General features: G+C 64.4%; 16 protein-coding genes. 7 read left to right on the forward strand and 9 right to left on the reverse strand.

The window, feature by feature from the left end; all coding sequences use genetic code 11:
• Position 1: 1 nt before the first annotated feature.
• The 4 genes from BRA1253DRAFT_RS05665 to BRA1253DRAFT_RS05680 all read right to left on the reverse strand — a co-directional run bounded on the left by BRA1253DRAFT_RS05665 (position 2) and on the right by BRA1253DRAFT_RS05680 (position 3,604).
• Positions 2-817, reverse strand: a complete 816-nt coding sequence (locus tag BRA1253DRAFT_RS05665) for a DUF4886 domain-containing protein (RefSeq protein ID WP_007592040.1) — start codon at positions 815-817, stop codon at positions 2-4.
• 97 nt (positions 818-914) lie between these two features.
• The gene (locus tag BRA1253DRAFT_RS05670) at positions 915-1,283 is read right to left on the reverse strand and encodes a GFA family protein (protein WP_007592041.1); all 369 of its coding nucleotides are present in this window, start codon (positions 1,281-1,283) and stop codon (positions 915-917) included.
• Between the two features lie 301 nt (positions 1,284-1,584).
• The gene (locus BRA1253DRAFT_RS05675) at positions 1,585-2,280 is read right to left on the reverse strand and encodes an alpha/beta fold hydrolase (protein ID WP_007592043.1); all 696 of its coding nucleotides are present in this window, start codon (positions 2,278-2,280) and stop codon (positions 1,585-1,587) included.
• 451 nt (positions 2,281-2,731) lie between these two features.
• Positions 2,732-3,604 (reverse strand): L,D-transpeptidase, encoded by an 873-nt coding sequence (locus BRA1253DRAFT_RS05680; RefSeq protein ID WP_007592045.1) that lies wholly within the window; start codon positions 3,602-3,604, stop codon positions 2,732-2,734.
• A gap of 195 nt (positions 3,605-3,799) precedes the next feature.
• On the opposite strand from BRA1253DRAFT_RS05680, the gene BRA1253DRAFT_RS05685 reads away from it, so the two are divergent.
• Entirely contained in the window at positions 3,800-4,525 is a 726-nt protein-coding gene (locus BRA1253DRAFT_RS05685) for a sulfite exporter TauE/SafE family protein (protein WP_007592047.1), read from the forward strand.
• 11 nt (positions 4,526-4,536) lie between these two features.
• On the opposite strand, the gene BRA1253DRAFT_RS05690 is transcribed toward BRA1253DRAFT_RS05685, so the two are convergent.
• Positions 4,537-6,606: a bifunctional diguanylate cyclase/phosphodiesterase gene (locus BRA1253DRAFT_RS05690; RefSeq protein WP_007592049.1), complete on the reverse strand. Its 2,070-nt coding sequence runs from the start codon at positions 6,604-6,606 to the stop codon at positions 4,537-4,539.
• A complete protein-coding gene (locus tag BRA1253DRAFT_RS05695; protein WP_035992832.1) occupies positions 6,606-7,763 on the reverse strand; it encodes an ABC transporter substrate-binding protein in 1,158 nt (385 codons plus the stop codon). Before BRA1253DRAFT_RS05695 ends, BRA1253DRAFT_RS05690 begins: the two co-directional genes overlap by 1 nt.
• Positions 7,764-7,982: 219 nt before the next feature.
• On the opposite strand from BRA1253DRAFT_RS05695, the gene radA reads away from it, so the two are divergent.
• From radA to BRA1253DRAFT_RS05725, 6 genes are all read left to right on the forward strand, one after another.
• Positions 7,983-9,428, forward strand: coding sequence for a DNA repair protein RadA (radA, locus tag BRA1253DRAFT_RS05700; protein WP_007592053.1), 1,446 nt, complete (start codon positions 7,983-7,985; stop codon positions 9,426-9,428).
• A 166-nt stretch (positions 9,429-9,594) separates the two neighbouring features.
• Positions 9,595-10,224, forward strand: coding sequence for a CvpA family protein (locus BRA1253DRAFT_RS05705; RefSeq protein ID WP_007592055.1), 630 nt, complete (start codon positions 9,595-9,597; stop codon positions 10,222-10,224).
• Positions 10,225-10,251: 27 nt separating this feature from the next.
• Positions 10,252-11,757, forward strand: coding sequence for an amidophosphoribosyltransferase (gene purF / locus BRA1253DRAFT_RS05710; protein WP_007592056.1), 1,506 nt, complete (start codon positions 10,252-10,254; stop codon positions 11,755-11,757).
• A 162-nt stretch (positions 11,758-11,919) separates the two neighbouring features.
• Positions 11,920-12,660, forward strand: a complete 741-nt coding sequence (locus tag BRA1253DRAFT_RS05715) for an SDR family NAD(P)-dependent oxidoreductase (RefSeq protein WP_007592059.1) — start codon at positions 11,920-11,922, stop codon at positions 12,658-12,660.
• Between the two features lie 78 nt (positions 12,661-12,738).
• The gene (locus BRA1253DRAFT_RS05720; protein ID WP_007592061.1) at positions 12,739-13,887 is read left to right on the forward strand and encodes a hypothetical protein; all 1,149 of its coding nucleotides are present in this window, start codon (positions 12,739-12,741) and stop codon (positions 13,885-13,887) included.
• A gap of 168 nt (positions 13,888-14,055) precedes the next feature.
• Positions 14,056-15,282 carry an ABC transporter substrate-binding protein gene (locus BRA1253DRAFT_RS05725; RefSeq protein WP_007592063.1) on the forward strand — a complete coding sequence of 409 codons (1,227 nt, stop codon included), beginning with the start codon at positions 14,056-14,058 and terminating at the stop codon, positions 15,280-15,282.
• A gap of 99 nt (positions 15,283-15,381) precedes the next feature.
• On the opposite strand, the gene BRA1253DRAFT_RS05730 is transcribed toward BRA1253DRAFT_RS05725, so the two are convergent.
• The 3 genes from BRA1253DRAFT_RS05730 to BRA1253DRAFT_RS05740 form a co-directional block, all read right to left on the reverse strand.
• A complete protein-coding gene (locus BRA1253DRAFT_RS05730; RefSeq protein WP_007592065.1) occupies positions 15,382-16,638 on the reverse strand; it encodes a TCR/Tet family MFS transporter in 1,257 nt (418 codons plus the stop codon).
• The gene (gene der / locus BRA1253DRAFT_RS05735) at positions 16,635-18,017 is read right to left on the reverse strand and encodes a ribosome biogenesis GTPase Der (RefSeq protein WP_007592067.1); all 1,383 of its coding nucleotides are present in this window, start codon (positions 18,015-18,017) and stop codon (positions 16,635-16,637) included. Before der ends, BRA1253DRAFT_RS05730 begins: the two co-directional genes overlap by 4 nt.
• 104 nt (positions 18,018-18,121) lie before the next feature.
• On the reverse strand, positions 18,122-18,673 hold the full coding sequence (locus BRA1253DRAFT_RS05740; RefSeq protein WP_007592069.1) for a hypothetical protein: 552 nt from the start codon (positions 18,671-18,673) through the stop codon (positions 18,122-18,124).
• Between the last annotated feature and the right edge of the window lie 26 nt (positions 18,674-18,699).

The following is an 18,699-nucleotide window of genomic DNA, read 5'->3' on the forward strand; positions in this document are numbered from 1 at the left end:
GTCAACGCCCGTAATATTCCTGCACCGTGTCCCACGCTGCTTTCTGCAGCAGCTCCACCGTCGGTGCGTCCAGTCCCATCGTGTAGGAATTGCCAACCGGCGAGCGGCCCGTCAGCGCGGCGAACGTCACGCAGGTCGCCAGATACGTGCCTACGGGGCTCGGGTGCCGCTTGTCCGGCGCATACAGATTGAGCTCGGGCTGCAGCTTGCGCACGCGCGCGAAGGCAAGACCTGCGGGGATCACCAGCGCATCATTGGCATTGCCTGCGATCGTGTAGGCTTCGGCCAACGCTTCCGTCATCTCAGGCTTGTCGGCGTAAGCCCAGGACATGAACAGGACCGGCCGCATGCCATGCGTGCGGACGATCTCGCCGTCCTTCTTCACGAAGGTCGCGAACGCGTCCTTCAACTGCGGATGGATCGGGCACTGGCTGCAATCCATCATCACGACGGCGTCGTACTGCCTGCCCGGCTTGTTGAAGACGACGTTGTTCTGCTCGTCGAACGAATAGGCGCCGAGGCCGCCCGGCCGCAGCAGATTGTCCATGTCGTGCCAATCGAGGCCGGAGCCGCCGATCGTTGCCATGGTGTTGCGGTAGGCCGCCTTGTTTTCAGGATACGCAGCCCGCTCCATGAAGGAGAGATGCCCGGGCATGCCGTTGTTGTAGTAAAAGAAGCTGTTGCCGACGAACAGCGCGGTCTTGGGGAAATCCGGTCCTGATGTCGTGACCTTGGGCCTGGTCTGCGCCTGGGCATGGAAGCCGACTACAACGGCCAGACACATCGCGAGCATCACTCGCGCGAAAAGACGCATCATCGGCTTCCTCCCCTTTTCTGTCGGGCGGAAACAGATCAGCTTTTCAAGAGTGCCTCAAGAGCACTGACGAGCAGCAGACATGCGCGAGAGCGCATGCTCACCATAAATTCTTGCCGTCAATCATGGTCACCGGCACGGCCTCCAGATCGAATTCGTCGAACAGGCGCGCGTTGACGGCGACCCTCGGATTGTCGAAATCGGGCTTGCCGGTCGACCAGTCCGGCGACTCCGAATAGGTACCGCAGCCGCAGCTTGCGCAGAAATGGTGTTTGACCGTGCGGCTGCCCCAGAGATAGGTCGCGACGTTCTCCGCGGGCGACAGCAGCCGAAACTGCGCCGGCGTGTAATAGGCCCACAACGCGCCGCGCTTGGCGCAGAGCGAGCAGGTGCAACGGGTCACGCTCGCGGGCGCCTCCGTCACCTCGAACACCGTCTCACCGCAATGACAGCTTCCCTCGACCCGCATGACCCGCTCTCCGTTTTGTCAGGAGATGGTCGTAGCCGGACCCTGCTGCCAACATGCTGTCAGCAGCGCGCAGCCGGCCTTGCTCCACGTGCTGCGAGCACCGACTTGCCGCGCCAACTCAACAAAAACATGAAAAACAACCCCATGCACAGTAGCCGACCGCTGGCAAATCAAAGGGTTACGCATAGTCCGAAACCGGGCAAAACACCGGCGGGATGTCTCCGGAGGCAGTCGTCGCCCACCGGACAGGAGAGGTCGCCCGCAAACGACCTCTCCTTCGCATTCAGCGCAGTGACTGCGATCAGCCCTTTTGAACGGCGGCCGCCGCCTTGCGTATGACGTCGATCACCACATCAGGCTGGGACAGCATTGGCACATGGCTGCTCGCGACCTCGGTAACAGTCGCTCCCATTCGCTTTGAGACCCAACGTTGCAGATCGGGATGCACCGTGTGGTCTTTCGTGGCCAGGACGTACCAGCTTGGCTTCGATCTCCACGCGACCTTGTCCGCGCTGAGCTTTTGCTGCTGGAACAGATCATAGACGGGCGCATAATGGGTCGCCCAAACCAGCTTCTGGTCTGCGTCGGAGAGATCGCCTGCGAAGAACTCGGTGCCACTCGGAAGCATCCAGGCACGCCCATCCGCCACCTCGACGCGAGAGAAAATGTCCGAGGGATATTTGTCGAGCTGATCCTGTACGGTTTCGCCGGCATCCGGAGCGACCGCTGCAATGTACACCAGCCCGACCACGCGCTCATCCGTGCCTGCGCCTGTAATGGTCGCCCCGCCGTAAGAATGACCGACCAGGAGGACAGGACTACCGACACGATTGAGTGTGCGCTTAACCGTCGCCAGATCCTCCTCGTAAGAGTCCAAACCATATTGAACGGCAATCACCTCATGCCCATCGGCCTGCAATGCAGGGATGACCTTACTGAAGCACGAGCCGTCGGCCCAAATGCCGTGGCAGAAAACGATTGTTGGTTTGGCGTTCATGGGAACTTGCCTTCCTGATCACAATTGAAGAGCGGCAGGATAGTAAGGAGGCAAGGTGCGTCTTCCGAAATGGCACGGAAGGTTTGGTCCTTCCAAAATAGCTATGGATTGATGTCCGAAACGTCTCCTTCGCGTCAACAGGGCTTCGTTTGATATGAAAGGGCAGCCCGTCGATGCGCCTTTTGGGAAGTCGAAGCCATGAAATTGCGATGGCAAATTGCAATCCTTGGTGCGGCTCTAACCGGCGCAGCATTGAGCTACGCTTATACTCATACCGCAATCAGGGTGACTGAGCCGTGCCGGAGAGGTTCTCCTGGCGAGGTGGTGGTCTGTCCTCCGCCCTACAAGCCGTAAATTGTTTGTGCCTAGCACAAGCTTCGGATCGGATGACCTCGTAGGCGACTTGAGTTGCCTCCTAGTCCTCCGCTGCAGGATGAGGACGGAGGAGGAGTTACTGGGCCTCGGCGATCCTCGGTCCAGATGACGGCATCTGCGCGTGAGTTGCTGAGGGCCGGTTCGACGGCGATGCCGGGTCCGGTAATCGGAAAGCGGCGTCGCCCGGCGCTCCCTGGGGTGGTCGGCGGGCAACGGTTGTCGGAAGCACGATCACTTTCGCGCCGACTTTCACGCGATCATAGAGGTCAACGACGTCCTCATTGGTCAGCCGGATACAGCCGGACGAGACCCGCTTCCCGATCGTATCGGGCTTGTTGGTGCCGTGAATTCGATATTCCGTGTCGCCCAGATACATCGCCCGAGCGCCAAGCGGGTTGCCGGGACCGCCTGCCATGAACCGCGGCAGATAAGGCTGACGCGAGACCATCTCAACAGGCGGATGCCAATCCGGCCATTCTGCCTTACGAGCCACAATCTGCTCACCGGACCATGTGAAACCTTCGCGGCCAACACCGATGCCGTAGCGCAGTGCCTGCGCGTCGTTCAGAACGAAATAGAGGAATGTGTTCTTGGTATCGATGATCACGGTGCCCGGGCTCTGGCGGCTGGCGTAGTCAACCACCTGCCGAACAAATGCTCCAGGAACGTCGGCAGCTTTGGGCGGTTCGACCAGAGGCGCCGGGGCCGGAGGTGGAGCCGAAGCCGGAGCGGGAGGTGACGATGATGCATGAACGGGCGTTGCGACGTAAACCGGAGTCGACGACGCTTGGGCCTCGTGCGCGGACGGCTTTCGTGTCGGTTGCACGTTCGTCGGTCGAGACAGCAAACCGTACCCCAACGCACCAACGGCCACGGCGCCAATTGCAACTCTCGCGGCCATCGGGATTGCGAACGTCTCCGCCTTTCCGCGCTTGGCCCGCTTACCCATACTCGTCCCCCAAGGTCACTATGCTCACGAGAGGTACCCAGTAAGATTTAAGAAACTTCGAAGCGATTTTGCTCAGACTGGAACCGTCGGCGATGGTTAACGCCGGGCTTTCGCTCGGCAGATAGGGTTCCCTCGCCTCGCGGATCGCCCGCGCCGCTGGCCGCGGCTAAACTCTCCCGATTCGTGGAGACCGTTTTGGCTTTTCTCTTCGTCCTCGTCGTCGGCCTCTTCGCAGGCACCATCTCCGGCATCGTCGGCACGGGCTCGTCGATCATGCTGATGCCGGTGCTGGTATATGCCTACGGGCCAAAGGAGGCGGTGCCGATCATGGCGGTGGCCGCCGTCATGGCCAATCTCTCTCGAATCCTGGCCTGGTGGCGCGAGGTCGACTGGCGGGCCTGCGCGGCTTATTCGGTGACAGGCATTCCGGCCGCCGTGCTCGGCGCGCGGACATTGCTGGCCCTGCCCTCGCACGCCGTCGATCTCGCCATCGGCGTCTTCCTGATCGCGATGGTGCCGGTCCGGCACTGGCTGGCACGGCACGATCTCAAGGCCAATCTCTGGCATCTGGCGATCGGCGGAGCCGTCATCGGCTATCTCACCGGCATCGTCGTCTCCACCGGCCCGCTCAGCGTCCCGCTATTCCTGTTCTACGGCTTGTCCCGGGGCGCTTTCCTCGCCACCGAAGCGGCTTCTTCGCTCGGGCTCTATGTCGCGAAATCCGTGACCTTCGAACGGTTCGGCGCGCTGACCGGCGAGGTGTTCGTCAAAGGCCTGGTCGCTGGATCTTCGTTGATGGCGGGCGCCTTCATCGCCAAACGCTTCGTGCTGCGCCTGAAGCCGGAGATGTTCCGCGTCGTGATGGACGCGATCATGATCGCGGCGGGCCTCTCCATGCTGTGGAATGCAGCGCAGCCGTAACCGCGCTGTGCTCAGACGGCAAATTCGGGTGCGATCGACGGACTGTCCTCGATGACGCGGCTGTGGTGGACCGGCCGTCCTTCGAGCCATAGCAACACGGCCTCGAGTGGCTGTGGCCGATGATAGAGAAAGCCCTGCCCGAACCTCACGCCCATCTCGCGCATCGCCTGGGCCTGCTCGGCGCGCTCGATGCCTTCGGCCACCAAAGTGAGGCCCAGCGTACCGGCGAGCGATGCGATCACGCCAACAATCGCCTTGTCTTCCGCGCTGTCAGGGATCTCGTTGATGAAGGCTTTGTCGATCTTGACCTTGTCCAGCGGAAACCGCCTGAGATGGGCGAGTGAGCTGTAGCCGGTGCCGAAATCGTCGAGCGCGATGGTGGCGCCGAGGCGCCGCAGCCGGTGCAGCGTCTCGGATGCGCTGGCCATGTTGTTGATCAGCGATCCCTCGGTGATCTCGAGCTCCAGCAACGAGGCCGGCACGTCGAAGCGCGCACAGGTCGCGCGCAGCTCGGCGGCGAACGAATGGTCGGCGAGCTCGGACGGCGGCAGATTGATTGCGATCCGGATACGCGACCTGCCGGCCGCAGCCAGAGCTTGCAGGGCGCGGCAGGCGTCGGTGAGCACGTAGCGCGTCAGCCGCGCATTGTTGCCGCTGCGCTCGATCAGCGGCAGGAATTCGCCCGGACCGATCACGCCATGTTCCGGATGGCGCCAGCGGATCAGCGCTTCCAGGCCGACGATGTCGTGGCTTTCGAGATCGACCTGGCTTTGATACCAGACCTCGAACTGCCCCTCGTCGAAGCCTGTGGGAATGGCAAGTTCGAGGTCCCGCCGGCGGCGATAGTCGCGCTGAAGCGCTTCGTCGAGCACGGCAACCGTGCCGGGCGCCCTGCTCTTGGCATGGTAGAGCGCGATGTCGGCGAGCGCCGGCAGGTGCGAAAGCTCGGGATCTCCGGCGCGACGCACGGCAAGACCGATGCTGGCACGCGGCACCACTCGCTTGTCATGAAGCCGGATCGGCTCGGAAATCGCATCCAACAATTGGCGTGCAAACCGCTGCGCGCTCTCCTCGTTGCTGACCTCGGGTCGAATGACGACGAATTCATCGCCGCCGAGCCGCGCCACCCAATCTTGCGGTTCGACCGCACCACGAAGGCGCTCGGAAATGTGCACCAGGAACTTGTCGCCGGAGTCATGGCCAAAGGTGTCGTTGATGCCCTTGAAGTCGTCGAGATCGATGAAGCAGAGCGCGATCAGCGCGTCCGGCGAGCCGGCATCGTGGCTCAGGGTCACGAGGTGCTCGGAGAGCGAGCGGCGATTGGGCAGCCCCGTGAGCGGATCGTGCGCGGCCATGTGCCCAAGCCGGTCGAGCGCACCCGACGTCGTGTGCTGCATGGCATTGAAGGCATGCGCCAGCTGACCGAATTCGTTCGAGGATTTGACTTCCGCCGGATAGGCGCGGCCGTCCTGCTTGCTGCGCTGGATCGCGGACATCATTGCCGCCAGCGGCCTGCCAATGAAGAGGTTGGCGGAGATCCGCATGGCGATCAGGGTCGCAAACGTTGCCAACAGGCCGACGACCAGCAGCAGCACCAGCCGGCTGCCCGCGTCCGCGTAGAGCGCCGCATGCGAATATACGATCGCGATGCGGCCGGCCTGCACCGCCATGTTGCCGTTGCTGTAGTTGATCGGACGCGAGACCTCCGCGGCCGCCTGCCCCGCCGGACGCGCCATCACGCGGGCGATCGCGATACCGGTATCATCGTAAACGGCCGCCGCGGCGATGCTCTCGTCGTGCATGATCTCGTTGAGCACGCTCGTGACCTGGTCGTAACGCATCTTCCAGAGCGGTTCGGCGATCAGCTCGGCGCGACTCTCGGCGACGCGGGCAATGCGGGCGTCGAGCTGCCTGATCTGCGACCAGAAGCTCGAGGCCTCGACGCCAGCGGAGGCGAGCAATTGCACCAGCAGCAGAACAGGGACGGTGGCCCAGATCATCGCGCGGACGACCGACCGCAAGCGCGGCGGCGCCGCCTGCTGCTTGCGATCCGGATCGGTCATGTCGTCACCGTTTCGCATCAGTCGGCAGCGCCTTCCAGAGGCGTCAGCGACGAGATGAGCGCATCGACGGAGAAGTCGTATTGGCCGCAGTGCCCTGCTTTGGCCCTGAAACGCGCGAAATCGATCCGGTCGAAGGCGCGCGTGGTGATGAGGTCGCCGACCGCAGCGAGGTTGTCGCGCGTGATCGCGGACGTCTTGACCTCGACGCGGGGTGATACGGCCGCGAAATCGCAGCCGTCGGCGTAATCGCGCAACAGAACGACCGACCAGCCGCCGAGCAGGAAATGCCCGCCGTCGGTCAGAAGCAAGCGGCCCGCTTTGATCTCGCGCAGCGCATCCTCCGACCAGTTGAGGCCGACCAATTGGATGTTCCGCCCGGGCGTGAAGCCGGCAGCGACCACCGCGCGAAGCGCTCCGAGCGCCATCGGATCGTTTCCGGCCCATATGCCCGCAGGCCGGATCTCCTTGCGCGCGGCCCAGCTCAGATAATTCGTGGTGACATGCTCGGCCTCCGACTGCGTCCAGTTGGCGAACAGCATCCGATCGACCACGACGTCGGGCGCGGCGTCCACCGCGAGCTTGAGACCCGCGTTGCGGGCGATCGAGGCCGGCGTGATCTCGTCGCCACCGACGCCGAGAATGTGGATCTTGCCGTCCGGGCTCTGCCATTTCTCGGCACGCGCCGCGTCGATCAGGGCATTGGCCATCCGCGCGCCCGCAGTCTGAAGATCCGTCGTGATGTCGCCGAGCCAGGTCTTGAGCTTTTGACGCGGCGGTCCAAGACGCGCCGCATCGTCACCGATCAGCGTGTTCGAGAGCAGCAGCGTCCTGATCCCAGCGGCCTCGGCCGCCTCCATGATCGGGACAGCGGCGGATTCCTCGTTCGAGAGAATGAGAAAGTCGGGCTTGTCGCTGCGTGCCACCACGCCGAACCCGAGCTCCTGCATGGTGCGGTAATTGCGCTCGCTGGTCAGCACCTCGACATGCGCGCCGAGCTTGCGGCCGGCGGCCTGCATGGTCTGCGAAACCATGTCCCAATAGACCTCGCCGGTCTTGCCCGGGTTGACGAAGACGACGTTGAGACGCCTCGCATCGGCCGCAACAACGCCGTCAGGCGGCATAACAATGCCGCAGGCCATGCCCAAAGCGAGCAATATCCGCAAAAATCCCGTCATTCGTTTCGCCATCCCGTATCGGTTCCGAAACTGGACCCGGGTCGCTAACATTTGGCAAAGTCCGGCCTGGGGCGACGGCATAGAGCTAACAAGGAGTGTATCCGGCGTACCGAATTGCGATATTCGGGGTGCGCCCGGACTCACTCTCTTGACCCGTCATTCCGTGCTAATCAGCAAACCTGAAACCCTCGACTCGCTGTCCCCGGGCTCGCTGTCCTCATGGCCAAGAATACGCTTTCCTTCGTCTGCCAGAACTGCGGCGCGGCCTATAACCGCTGGCAGGGCAAGTGCGAGTCCTGCGGCGAGTGGAATACGCTCGCGGAGGAGGACACGACCGGCAGCGTGCCGGTGTCGATCCGCTCCAAGCGCAAGGGGCGGACGTTCGCGCTGGAGAGCCTGTCCGGAAAAACCCAGGACGCCCCGCGTCTGTCCTCAGGCATGACGGAGCTCGATCGCGTGACCGGGGGCGGCTTCGTCCGCGGCTCGGTGCTTCTGGTCGGCGGCGATCCCGGCATCGGCAAGTCGACGCTGCTGACGCAGGCCACAAGCCTGCTGGCGCGCGCCGGACACCGCGTCGTCTACATCTCCGGCGAAGAGGCGGTCGCGCAGGTTAGGCTGCGCGCCGAACGGCTCGGACTGTCGGATGCGCCGGTGCAGCTCGCCGCCGAGACGTCTGTCGAGGACATCGTCTCGACGCTGTCCGAGGGCGCGGTGCCCCGGCTGATCGTGATCGATTCGATCCAGACCATGTGGACAGACACGGTGGAATCGGCGCCCGGCACGGTGACGCAGGTGCGCGCCTCGGCACAGGCGCTGATTCGATTTGCCAAAAGGACGGGCGCGGCCATCATCCTGGTCGGTCATGTCACCAAGGACGGCCAGATCGCCGGCCCCCGTGTGGTCGAGCACATGGTCGATGCGGTGCTGTCGTTCGAGGGCGAAGGCTCGCAGCAATTCCGCATCCTGCGTGCCGTGAAGAACCGTTTCGGACCGACCGACGAGATCGGCGTGTTCGAGATGACCGGGCTTGGCCTGCGCGAAGTCACCAATCCCTCCGAGCTGTTTCTGTCGGAGCGCGATCTCGGCACGCCCGGCACCGCAGTCTTCGCGGGCATCGAGGGCACAAGGCCCGTTCTGGTCGAATTGCAGGCGCTGGTGGCGCCGACCTCGCTCGGCACCCCGCGCCGGGCCGTGGTCGGCTGGGATCCGAGCCGGCTGTCGATGGTGCTGGCGGTGCTGGAGGCCCATTGCGGGGTCAAGCTGTCCGGCCACGACGTCTATCTGAACGTCGCGGGCGGCCTGCGCATCCACGAGCCCGCGGCTGATCTGGCCGCCGCGGCGGCGCTGGTGTCCTCCCTGGTTAATGCGCAGTTACCCACCGATGCGGTCTATTTCGGCGAGATCTCGCTCTCAGGCGTGGTGCGCCCGGTGGCGCAGACCCCGGCCCGGCTGAAAGAAGCGGCAAAACTCGGCTTCCAGCGTGCCGTGCTGCCCGAATCGGCCCGGGGCGAAGCCGCCGGCGATGCCGGCCTGTCGCTGAACGCGATCAACAGCCTGACGACATTGGTCGCCGAGATCGCCGCACGCGGCTCCCGGCGGGGCGACTCGAGCGCTCCGGCAGAGAAAAATGCCACACCGGCAAGATTCCGCCGCGGAGAGGGTTAGCCGGTGGTGACGTGCCCCGCCCTCGCCGCTATACAGCCGTCACAAAAGCAGCATGGGATTGCGTGGTTGCGGCCTTGCCGGGAACGTCGTCTGGCCCTCACGTAGGGCGGGCGGCCAAACACCGATTCGCTGAGCACCTTGAAGTACGAGCGGACCAGACCAGCCGATGCCAGTAACCATCCTCGACCTGATCCTGCTCGGTGTGATGCTGATTTCGGGCCTGCTCGCCATGGTTCGCGGCTTCATGCGCGAAATCCTGTCGATCGCGGCCTGGGGCACGGCGGCGATTGTCACGCTTTATTCATTCTCGAAACTACTGCCGACCGCAAAGACCTATTTCAACAACGATACCGTCGCGAGCGTGGTCGTGGTCGCCGGCGTGTTCGTGGGCACCCTGGTCGTGGTCTCCGTGATCACGGTCCGGATCTCCGACATGATCCTGGATTCGCGCATCGGCGCGCTGGACCGCACCCTCGGCTTTCTGTTCGGGCTGGCGCGCGGGCTTTTGATCGTCGTGGTCGCCTTCCTGTTCTTCACTTGGCTGGTGCCGGACAAGCAGCGCCCGGATTGGGTCACGGGGGCCAAATCCCGCGTGGTGCTGCAGGGAACCGGCGATTGGCTGATGGCCCTCTTGCCTGACGACCCCGAGAACACCATCTTGAAGAGATTCAAGAAAAACAAACCAGATGAAGAGCAAACTGATTCCGAGCAGCAGCCTTCGGGCAGTGGCGACGGATACAGCAAACCGGCTCGTGACAGCCTTAAAAAGCTGATCGAGAAACCCGCGGCGCGTTGATAAGCCCTAACGAGAGGCTCGGACGAGATGCGAAATCCTGACCAGGACGCCCTACTTGATCTCGGCCCGGCCGCGCTGGAACTTCAAGACGATCTGGAGGGGGATACGCTGCGCGAGGAATGCGGCGTCTTCGGCATCTACGGCCATCCCGATGCCGCGGCCATCACGGCGCTCGGCCTCCACGCCCTTCAGCACCGCGGTCAGGAAGCCGCTGGCATCGTCTCCTATGACGGCGGCCGCTTTCATTCCGAACGCCGCCTCGGCCTCGTCGGCGACACCTTCTCCCGCCGCGAGGTGATCGACCGCCTGCCCGGCACAATGGCCGTCGGCCATGTCCGCTATTCCACCACCGGCGCGACCATCCTGCGCAACGTGCAGCCGCTGTTCGCCGAATTGAATGCCGGCGGCCTTGCGGTCGCTCACAACGGCAACCTCACCAACGGCCTGACGCTGCGCCGCGAGCTCGTGAAGAACGGCGCGATGATGCAGTCGACCACCGACACCGAGGTGATCCTGCATTTGGTCGCGCGCTCCAGGCGCAGCCGCTTCATCGAGCGCTATATCGACGCCCTGCGCGAGATCGAGGGCGCCTATGCGCTGGTGTCGCTGACCAACAAGAAGCTGGTCGGCGCACGCGATCCGCGCGGCATCCGTCCGCTGGTGCTCGGCGAGCTCGATGGTTGCCCGATCCTGACCTCCGAGACCTGCGCCCTCGACATCATCGGCGCGCGCTTCGTCCGCGACATCGAGCCCGGCGAGGTGATCGTGTTCGACGAGAACGGGCAGGACATTCACAAGCCGTTCCCGCCGATCGCGCCGCGTCCCTGCATCTTCGAGTACATTTACTTCTCCCGTCCGGATTCCATCGTCCACGGCCGCTCGGTCTACGAGGTGCGCAAGGCCTTCGGTGCGCAGCTTGCGCGCGAGAGCCACGTGCCGGTCGACGTGGTGGTGCCGGTGCCAGATTCCGGCGTCCCCGCGGCAGTCGGCTACAGCCAGCTTTCGGGCGTGCCGTTCGAACTCGGCATCATCCGCAACCATTATGTCGGCCGCACCTTCATTCAGCCGACGCAGGCGATCCGCGAATCCGGCGTGCGCATGAAGCATTCGGCCAACCGCGCCGCGATCGAAGGCAAGCGCATCATCCTGATCGACGATTCACTGGTGCGCGGTACCACCTCGAAGAAGATCGTGCGCATGATGCGCGATGCCGGCGCCAAGGAAGTGCATTTCCGCCTCGCCTCGCCGCCGATCCTCTATCCCGACTATTACGGAATCGACCTGCCGGACCGTGGTGGTCTTCTTGCGGCGACACATTCGCTGGAAGAGATGCGCGAGATCATCGGCGCCGATTCGCTCGCCTTCCTGTCGATCGACGGCATGTACCGCGCGATGGGCGAGCCCGGCCGCGACCCCGCCAATCCGAAATTCTCGGATCATTGCTTCACCGGGGCCTATCCGACCCACCTCACCGACCAGACCCAGACCGAGCAGCAGCCGCGGCAATTGTCGCTGCTGGCGGAGGCGAGCTAGGCCGTCGTCCTGGCCTAGTGCGCAATTGCGCACGGGAGCCAGGACCCATTACCACAAGCCTCTCTGGTTCGAAGAAGGTGTGACAATCATCTTCCCTAGCCATAAACGTCACGGCGTACGGGTCCCGGCCTGCGCCGGGACGACGTTGGATCAAGCTGTTCGATGACAAATCCCCTCGCCAACCGCATCGCTCTCGTCACCGGCGCCTCGCGCGGCATCGGCTTCGCCACGGCAAAAGCGCTGGCCAGGGCCGGCGCGCATATCGTTGCGGTCGCGCGCACGCAGGGCGGGCTGGAAGAGCTCGACGACGAGATCCGCAAGGACGGCGGCAGCGCAACGCTGGTGCCGCTCAACCTCACCGATTCCGACGGCATCGCGCGGCTCGGCGCCGGCCTGCACGAACGCTACGGCAAGCTCGACATCCTCGTCGGCAATGCCGGCGTGCTCGGCCCCTCCTCGCCGATCGGCCATATCGAGCTGAAGGCCTTCACCGACGTGATGGCGGTCAACGTCTCCGCGAACTTCCAGCTGATCCGCTGCATGGAGCCGCTGCTCAAGCAGTCCGACGCCGGCCGCGCGGTGTTCATCACCTCGGGCGCGGCCAACAAGGCCACCGCCTATGTCAGTCCCTACGCGGCGTCCAAGGCGGCGCTGGAAACGCTGGCGCGCGCCTGGGCACAGGAGACCGCGAATACGAAACTGCGCGTCAATTTGTTCAATCCGGGCCCCGTCCGCACCCGCATGCGCGCGACGCTGATGCCGGGCGAAGATCCGGCGACGCTCGATACAGCCGAGCAGGTCGCCGAATTCATCGTGCCGATGTGCGCGCCGGACTGGACCGAAACCGGCAAGTTCTACGACTACAAGACCCGCAGCCTGATGAGCTTCCGCTCGCCGGCCTGATTGACTTGACGGCCTCCCCGCGATTGACTGCCCGCGCTCAAGCGGCAGCAAGCTGCAGGCCAATAAAGGGAGGTTGCCATGACGCCATGGCGGAATCGCGCAAGCTTTAAGCGTGCGCTCGCAAATGTCTCTCGCGTCCTCTCTGTCCTGATCGCGGCCGTCGCGTTTGCGCTTCCGGGCGCGGCAACCGCCGGCGACGTCCCGACCTTCGCGGTCGATGCTTCCTGGCCAAAGCCGTTGCCGAACAACTGGATCCTCGGTCAGGTCGGCGGCATCACCGTCGACTGGCAAGGCCACATCTGGGTGATCCATCGCCCCCGCTCCCTCACCGACGACGAGAAAGGCGCGAGCCTCACTCCGCCGCGTTCGAAATGCTGCGTGTCGGCGCCGCCGGTGCTCGAATTCGACAGCGACGGCAATCTGCTGCGATCGTGGGGCGGCGCGGGCGAAGGCTATGAATGGGTCGGCCGCGAGCACGGCATCGAGGTCGACGAGCGCGGCTTCGTCTGGGTCGGCGGCAATGCCGACAACGACAACGCGATCCTGAAATTCACGCTCGACGGCAAGTTCGTCGCCCAGATCGGCAAGATCGCGCCGAGCCTCGGCAGCAACGACACGACACAGCTCGGCAAACCCGCCGAGACCGCGATCGACAAGGCCGCCAACGAAATCTACGTCGCCGACGGCTACGGCAACCGCCGCGTCATCGTGTTCGACGCAACGACCCTCGCCTACAAGCGGCACTGGGGCGCCTACGGCAACAAGCCTGATGACACCAAGCAGGCGGCGTACGATCCCAAGGCGCCGGTGTCCCAGCAGTTCGGCAATCCCGTCCACTGCGTGAAGCTCGCCAATGACGGGCTCGTCTACGTCTGCGACCGCATCAACAACCGCATCCAGGTCTTCAAGACGGACGGCACCTTCGTAAAGGAGTTCTTCTTCGAGAAGAACACGCTCGGCAACGGCGCGGTGTGGGACATCGCGATCTGGCCCGATCCGAAGCAGACCTGGCTGCTCAGCGCGGACGGCGAGAACAACGAGATCAGGGTGATCAGGCGCGAGGACGGCAGCGTGGTCGGCAGCTTCGGGCACAACGGCCGCAATGCCGGACAATTCCACTGGGTGCATGCCATGGCGATCGACCCCAAGGGTAACGTCTATACCGCCGAGGTCGACACCGGAAAACGGATCCAGAAATTCAGGCTGACATCGGACGCGCTCAAATAGCGCCTCAACGCATTTTGCCCAAAAATTAACGGACGGATGACGCTGGGGACGCGGCGTCATCCGGCTTTAGGCGCATTGCCGACGCCCTTGGGACACGGTAGAGCCATCAGCCGGAACAAGGCTCCCCAAGAGAGCCGTCCGCATGTTTGACAATGGAGGAAAGCTTTTATGACGACGACGTTCGCGCGCCGCTCCGCGGCTCTTCTGGCCTGTGCCGCCTTCGGTTTTGCCACATCCGCCTTCGCCCAGGAAAAATCCGTCACGATCGGCGTGCTCAACGACATGTCCAGCCTCTATGCCGACATCGGCGGCCCCGGCGCCGTGGCGGCGGTCAACATGGCGGTGGAAGATTCCGGCCTTCGCGCCAAGGGCTGGAAGATCGATGTGATCAGCGGCGACCACCAGAACAAGCCGGACGTCGGCGTCAACATCGCGCGGCAGTGGATCGACACCCAGAAGGTCGATGTGATCGCCGACACCCCGAACTCCGGCGTGGCGCTGGCCGTCAGCAACGTCGTCAAGGAAAAGAACGCGGTCCTGCTCAACAATGGCGGCGCCAGTGCCGACCTCACCGGCAAGGCCTGCAACGCCAACACCATTTCCTATACTTACGACACCTACATGCTCGCCAACGGTACCGGCAAGGCGCTGACAAAGGCCGGCGGCGACAGCTGGTTCTTCCTGACCGCCGACTACGCCTTCGGTGCTGCGCTCGAGCGTGACACCAGCGCGGTCGTCACCGCGAACGGCGGCAAGGTGCTCGGCGGCGTCAAGCATCCGCTCAACACGTCGGATTTCTCCTCCTTCCTGCTGCAGGCGCAGAATTCGAAGGCGAAGATCGTCGGTCTCGCCAATGCCGGCGGCGACACCACCAACTCGATCAAGCAGGCGGCCGAGTTCGGCATCGTCGAAGGCGGCCAGAAGCTCGCGGCGCTGTTGCTGTTCATCAACGACGTCCACTCGCTCGGCCTGAAGACCGCGCACGGCCTGACCTTCACCGAATCCTTCTACTGGGACCTCAACGAAGGCACGCGCGCCTTCTCGAAGCGCTTCCAGGACAAGGTCGCCAACAAGGCGATGCCCTCGATGACGCAGGCCGGCAATTACGCGGCCGTGCTGCATCTTCTGAAGGCGATGGACGCCCTCGGCGGCAATCCGCACGACGGCGCCAAAGTTGTCGCCAAGATGAAGGAGATCCCGACCGACGATCCGCTGTTCGGCAAGGGCCCGCTGCGCGAGGACGGACGCCGGATCATTCCCGCCTTCCTGTTCGAGGTGAAGAAGCCGGAAGAATCCAAGGGACCGTGGGATTACTACAAACTGATCGCGACCATCCCGGCGGAAGATGCGGCCAAGCCGCTCAAGGACAGCGAGTGCCCGCTGGTGAAGAAGTAAGAGCATAGGTGCCGTAGGGTGGGCAAAGGCGCGAAAGCGCCGTGCCCACCATCTCTCGACAACCGAACAAGGCGGTGGGCACGCTTCGCTTTGCCCACCCTACGCAACCGTTTTGGCCGCTCCCAGCGCCCGCACCGCGATCGCCACGCACGCAACCATCAGCACCGCCGCGAGCAGGAACGGCGCGCCGGGCAGCTGCCACGGCGCGCTGGCGCCGATGAAGTATGAGAACGTCAGCGTGAACAGGAACGGGCCGACGAGTTGCGACACGCTCTGCACGCTCGCGGTCGCACCCTGCAACTGGCCCTGCTGATCGGGCGCGACCAGCCGCGTCATCAGCGATTGCATGGCGGCACCCGAAATGCCCCACAGCGACATCACGGGAATGCCGATCCAGAACAGCGGCCCGGTCGGCGCCGCGCCGAAGATCACGAAGCCGACCGCGCCACAGCACAGGCCGAGCAACAAGGCGTTGCGCTCGCCCAGCACGCGCACGATCGGACCGATCGCGAGCCCCTGCACCACCATGGCGCAGACGCCGACCATCGCCAGCGTCAATCCCACGGTCTTCGAATCCCAGCCGTAGCGATAGGTGGCGTAGAGCACGAAGGTCGAGGGCAGCACGACATGCGCGACCTGCGCGATGAAGTTGACGACGGACAACGCAGCGAGCACCACGTTCGAACGCAGCAGGCGGAGCGCTCCGAGCGGATTGGCGCTCCTCCAGCGGAACGGCGCGCGCTTGTCCGGCGCCAGCGATTCCGGCAGGACGAAGAGCCCATAGAGCGCATTGGCCAAGCTCAGGGCCGCCGAGGCCCAGAACGGCAGGCGCGGATCGATATCGCCGAGCAGACCACCCAGCGCCGGGCCCAGCACGAAGCCGGCGCCGAACGCAGCTCCAATCCTGCCGAACACCGCTGCGCGCCGCTCCGGCGGCGTAATGTCGGCGATATAGGCAAAGGCGGTCGAGATGCTCGCCGAGGTGATGCCTGAGATCACCCGGCCGACGAACAGCCAGACCAGCGACGGCGCCAGCGCCATCAGCACATAGTCGGCCGCGAGCCCGAAATTCGACAGCAGCACCACCGACCGCCGCCCGAAGCGATCCGACAGCGCGCCGAGCACCGGCGAGAACACGAATTGCATCAGCGCCCAGGCGGTGCCGAACAGGCCGAAGATGCGGGCCGCGTGCGCCGTGTCGTTGTCGACGAAGCTCTCGATCAGTTTTGGCAGGATCGGCATGATCACGCCGAGCGCGAGCATGTCGAGCAGGATGGTGACGAAGATGAAGGCGACCGCACCGCGCCGGACTGGCGCAGCGCCCTGCGCCATCGCCTCGCCGGCCTCGTTGCTCACGATGGCCGCTTGCGCTTGTGGGCGAACGGATTGGCCTTCTCGCGCAAGGTGATGCGCACCGGCGTGCCCGGCAGCTCGAAGGCCTCACGCAGCGAATTGGTGAGGTAGCGCAGATAGGATTGCGGCACCGCGTCCGCACGCGAGCAGAACAGCACGAAGCTCGGCGGACGGGCCTTGGTCTGCGTGATGTAATTCAGCTTGAGGCGTCGGCCGGACACCGCCGGCGGCGGATTGGCCTGCACCGCCTCCTCGAACCAGCGGTTCAGTGCCGCGGTCGACACACGCCTGTTCCAAAGCGCATAGGCATCCTGGATCGCCTGCATCAATCGATCGATGCCCTCGCCCATCAAGCCGGAGACGGCGACGATCGGCACGCCCTTGATCTGCGGCAGCAAATGATCGGCATCGCGGCGCAGGTTCGAGATCGCGCCGCCACCCTTGCTCTCCATCAGGTCCCATTTGTTGACGGCGAGCACGACGGCGCGACCCTCGCGCTCGATCAGGTCGGCGATGCGAAGATCCTGCTCCTCGAAGCGGTTCTGCGCATCCATCATCATCACGACGACTTCGGCAAAGCGCACCGCGCGCAGTGCGTCGGCGACCGAGAGCTTCTCGAGCTTCTCCTCGATCCGCGAGCGCCGGCGCAGACCCGCGGTGTCGAACACGCGAAACTCGCGGCCTTTCCAGTTGATTTCGACCGCGATGGAATCGCGCGTGGTGCCGGCTTCCGGGCTCGTCAGCAGACGCTCCTCGCCGAGCAGATGATTGATCATCGTCGACTTGCCGGCGTTGGGCCGGCCGACGATCGCGACCCGGATCGGACGCGTGGCCGCCTCTTCCTCCGTCAGCGGCTCGTCGTCCTCGACGTCATCCTCCTCGACGGGCTCCGGCATCAGCTCTCGAAGGGCATCATAGAGCTCACCGAGGCCCTCGCCGTGCTCGGCCGAGATCTGGATGGGATCGCCGAGGCCGAGCGCGAAGGCCTCCATCGCGCCGGCATCGCCATGCTTGCCTTCGCTCTTGTTGGCGACAAGCATCACCGGCTTGTTGGCCTTGCGGGCGAAATCGGCGAAGGCGCGATCGTTGGGCGTGAGGCCCATGCGGGCATCGATCACGAAGAACAGCGCGTCGGCCTGTGCGATCGCGGCCTCCGTCTGCTCCTGCATGCGGGCGGTCAGCGAGCCCTTGGCGCCCTCATCGAGGCCGGCGGTGTCGATGATCGTGAAGTCGAGATCGCCGAGCCTGGCCTCGCCCTCGCGGCGGTCGCGGGTGACGCCGGGCAGGTCATCGACAAGCGCGAGCTTCTGCCCGACCAGGCGGTTGAACAGCGTCGACTTGCCGACATTGGGTCGGCCGATAATGGCAATTTTAAAGGACATGGGTCATTCGTGCGCTGCCGGAGCCGCGCCTGTCAATGAAATGAAGACAATTGTTTGAGCATGATCTTTTCGGAAAACCGCTTCACACTTTTCCGGATCATGCTCTAGCGCGAGAAGCTGCCGCTGGGCATCGGCGCCGGGAAGGCGCCCTGCGTTTGCTGCTGGGTGGTCTGGGTCGGTTGCGCCTGCTGGACGGGCTGATCGGGCGGCGGCGCGGTGGTGCGCTTGCGCACGATCTTCTGCCTGGGCGCCGGAGTGGCCGCGGGCGGCGCGGCCTCGGGCTGGGCCTCGCCATCGACTTCGCCGGCGGGCGCCTCAGCCGGCGCAACGGCAGCGCTGGGGGGCTGCCTGGTCTTTTTCGCCTTGGCACCCTTCGCCGGCTTGGCCGGCTCGGGCGGAGGCTCGGTGGGCAGAGCCGCGACGGCGGGGCCGTTCGGATCGGGCTGTTGCTGCGCGCCCTTGTACATTTCCTTCGGAACGCCCTGCTCGAGGCCCGGCACGCCTTCCGGGAACACCGGCTTGCGGTCGCCCGGCAGCTTCTTCTTGGTATCGAGGAAGTCGAGCATGTCGCTCGGATCGAAGCTGGAGCAACCGCCCAGCACGCCCGTGAAGGCGATCAGGACGAAGGCTGCGATCAAGCGTGACGTACGGCGCATATCGGTATCTCGTCTCAGCTCTCGGC

Origin of the sequence: Bradyrhizobium sp. WSM1253 (assembly GCF_000244935.1) — a bacterium.
GTDB lineage: Bacteria > Pseudomonadota > Alphaproteobacteria > Rhizobiales > Xanthobacteraceae > Bradyrhizobium > Bradyrhizobium canariense.

Coding starts and splice junctions, on each gene's coding strand:
- BRA1253DRAFT_RS05665 (WP_007592040.1), bottom strand. CDS start 817: ATGATGCGTCTTTTCGCGCGAGTGATGCTCGCGATGTGTCTGGCCGTT.
- BRA1253DRAFT_RS05670 (WP_007592041.1), bottom strand. CDS start 1,283: ATGCGGGTCGAGGGAAGCTGTCATTGCGGTGAGACGGTGTTCGAGGTG.
- BRA1253DRAFT_RS05675 (WP_007592043.1), bottom strand. CDS start 2,280: ATGAACGCCAAACCAACAATCGTTTTCTGCCACGGCATTTGGGCCGAC.
- BRA1253DRAFT_RS05680 (WP_007592045.1), bottom strand. CDS start 3,604: ATGGGTAAGCGGGCCAAGCGCGGAAAGGCGGAGACGTTCGCAATCCCG.
- BRA1253DRAFT_RS05690 (WP_007592049.1), bottom strand. CDS start 6,606: ATGCGAAACGGTGACGACATGACCGATCCGGATCGCAAGCAGCAGGCG.
- BRA1253DRAFT_RS05695 (WP_035992832.1), bottom strand. CDS start 7,763: ATGACGGGATTTTTGCGGATATTGCTCGCTTTGGGCATGGCCTGCGGC.
- radA (WP_007592053.1), top strand. CDS start 7,983: ATGGCCAAGAATACGCTTTCCTTCGTCTGCCAGAACTGCGGCGCGGCC.
- BRA1253DRAFT_RS05705 (WP_007592055.1), top strand. CDS start 9,595: ATGCCAGTAACCATCCTCGACCTGATCCTGCTCGGTGTGATGCTGATT.
- purF (WP_007592056.1), top strand. CDS start 10,252: ATGCGAAATCCTGACCAGGACGCCCTACTTGATCTCGGCCCGGCCGCG.
- BRA1253DRAFT_RS05715 (WP_007592059.1), top strand. CDS start 11,920: ATGACAAATCCCCTCGCCAACCGCATCGCTCTCGTCACCGGCGCCTCG.
- BRA1253DRAFT_RS05720 (WP_007592061.1), top strand. CDS start 12,739: ATGACGCCATGGCGGAATCGCGCAAGCTTTAAGCGTGCGCTCGCAAAT.
- BRA1253DRAFT_RS05725 (WP_007592063.1), top strand. CDS start 14,056: ATGACGACGACGTTCGCGCGCCGCTCCGCGGCTCTTCTGGCCTGTGCC.
- der (WP_007592067.1), bottom strand. CDS start 18,017: ATGTCCTTTAAAATTGCCATTATCGGCCGACCCAATGTCGGCAAGTCG.
- BRA1253DRAFT_RS05740 (WP_007592069.1), bottom strand. CDS start 18,673: ATGCGCCGTACGTCACGCTTGATCGCAGCCTTCGTCCTGATCGCCTTC.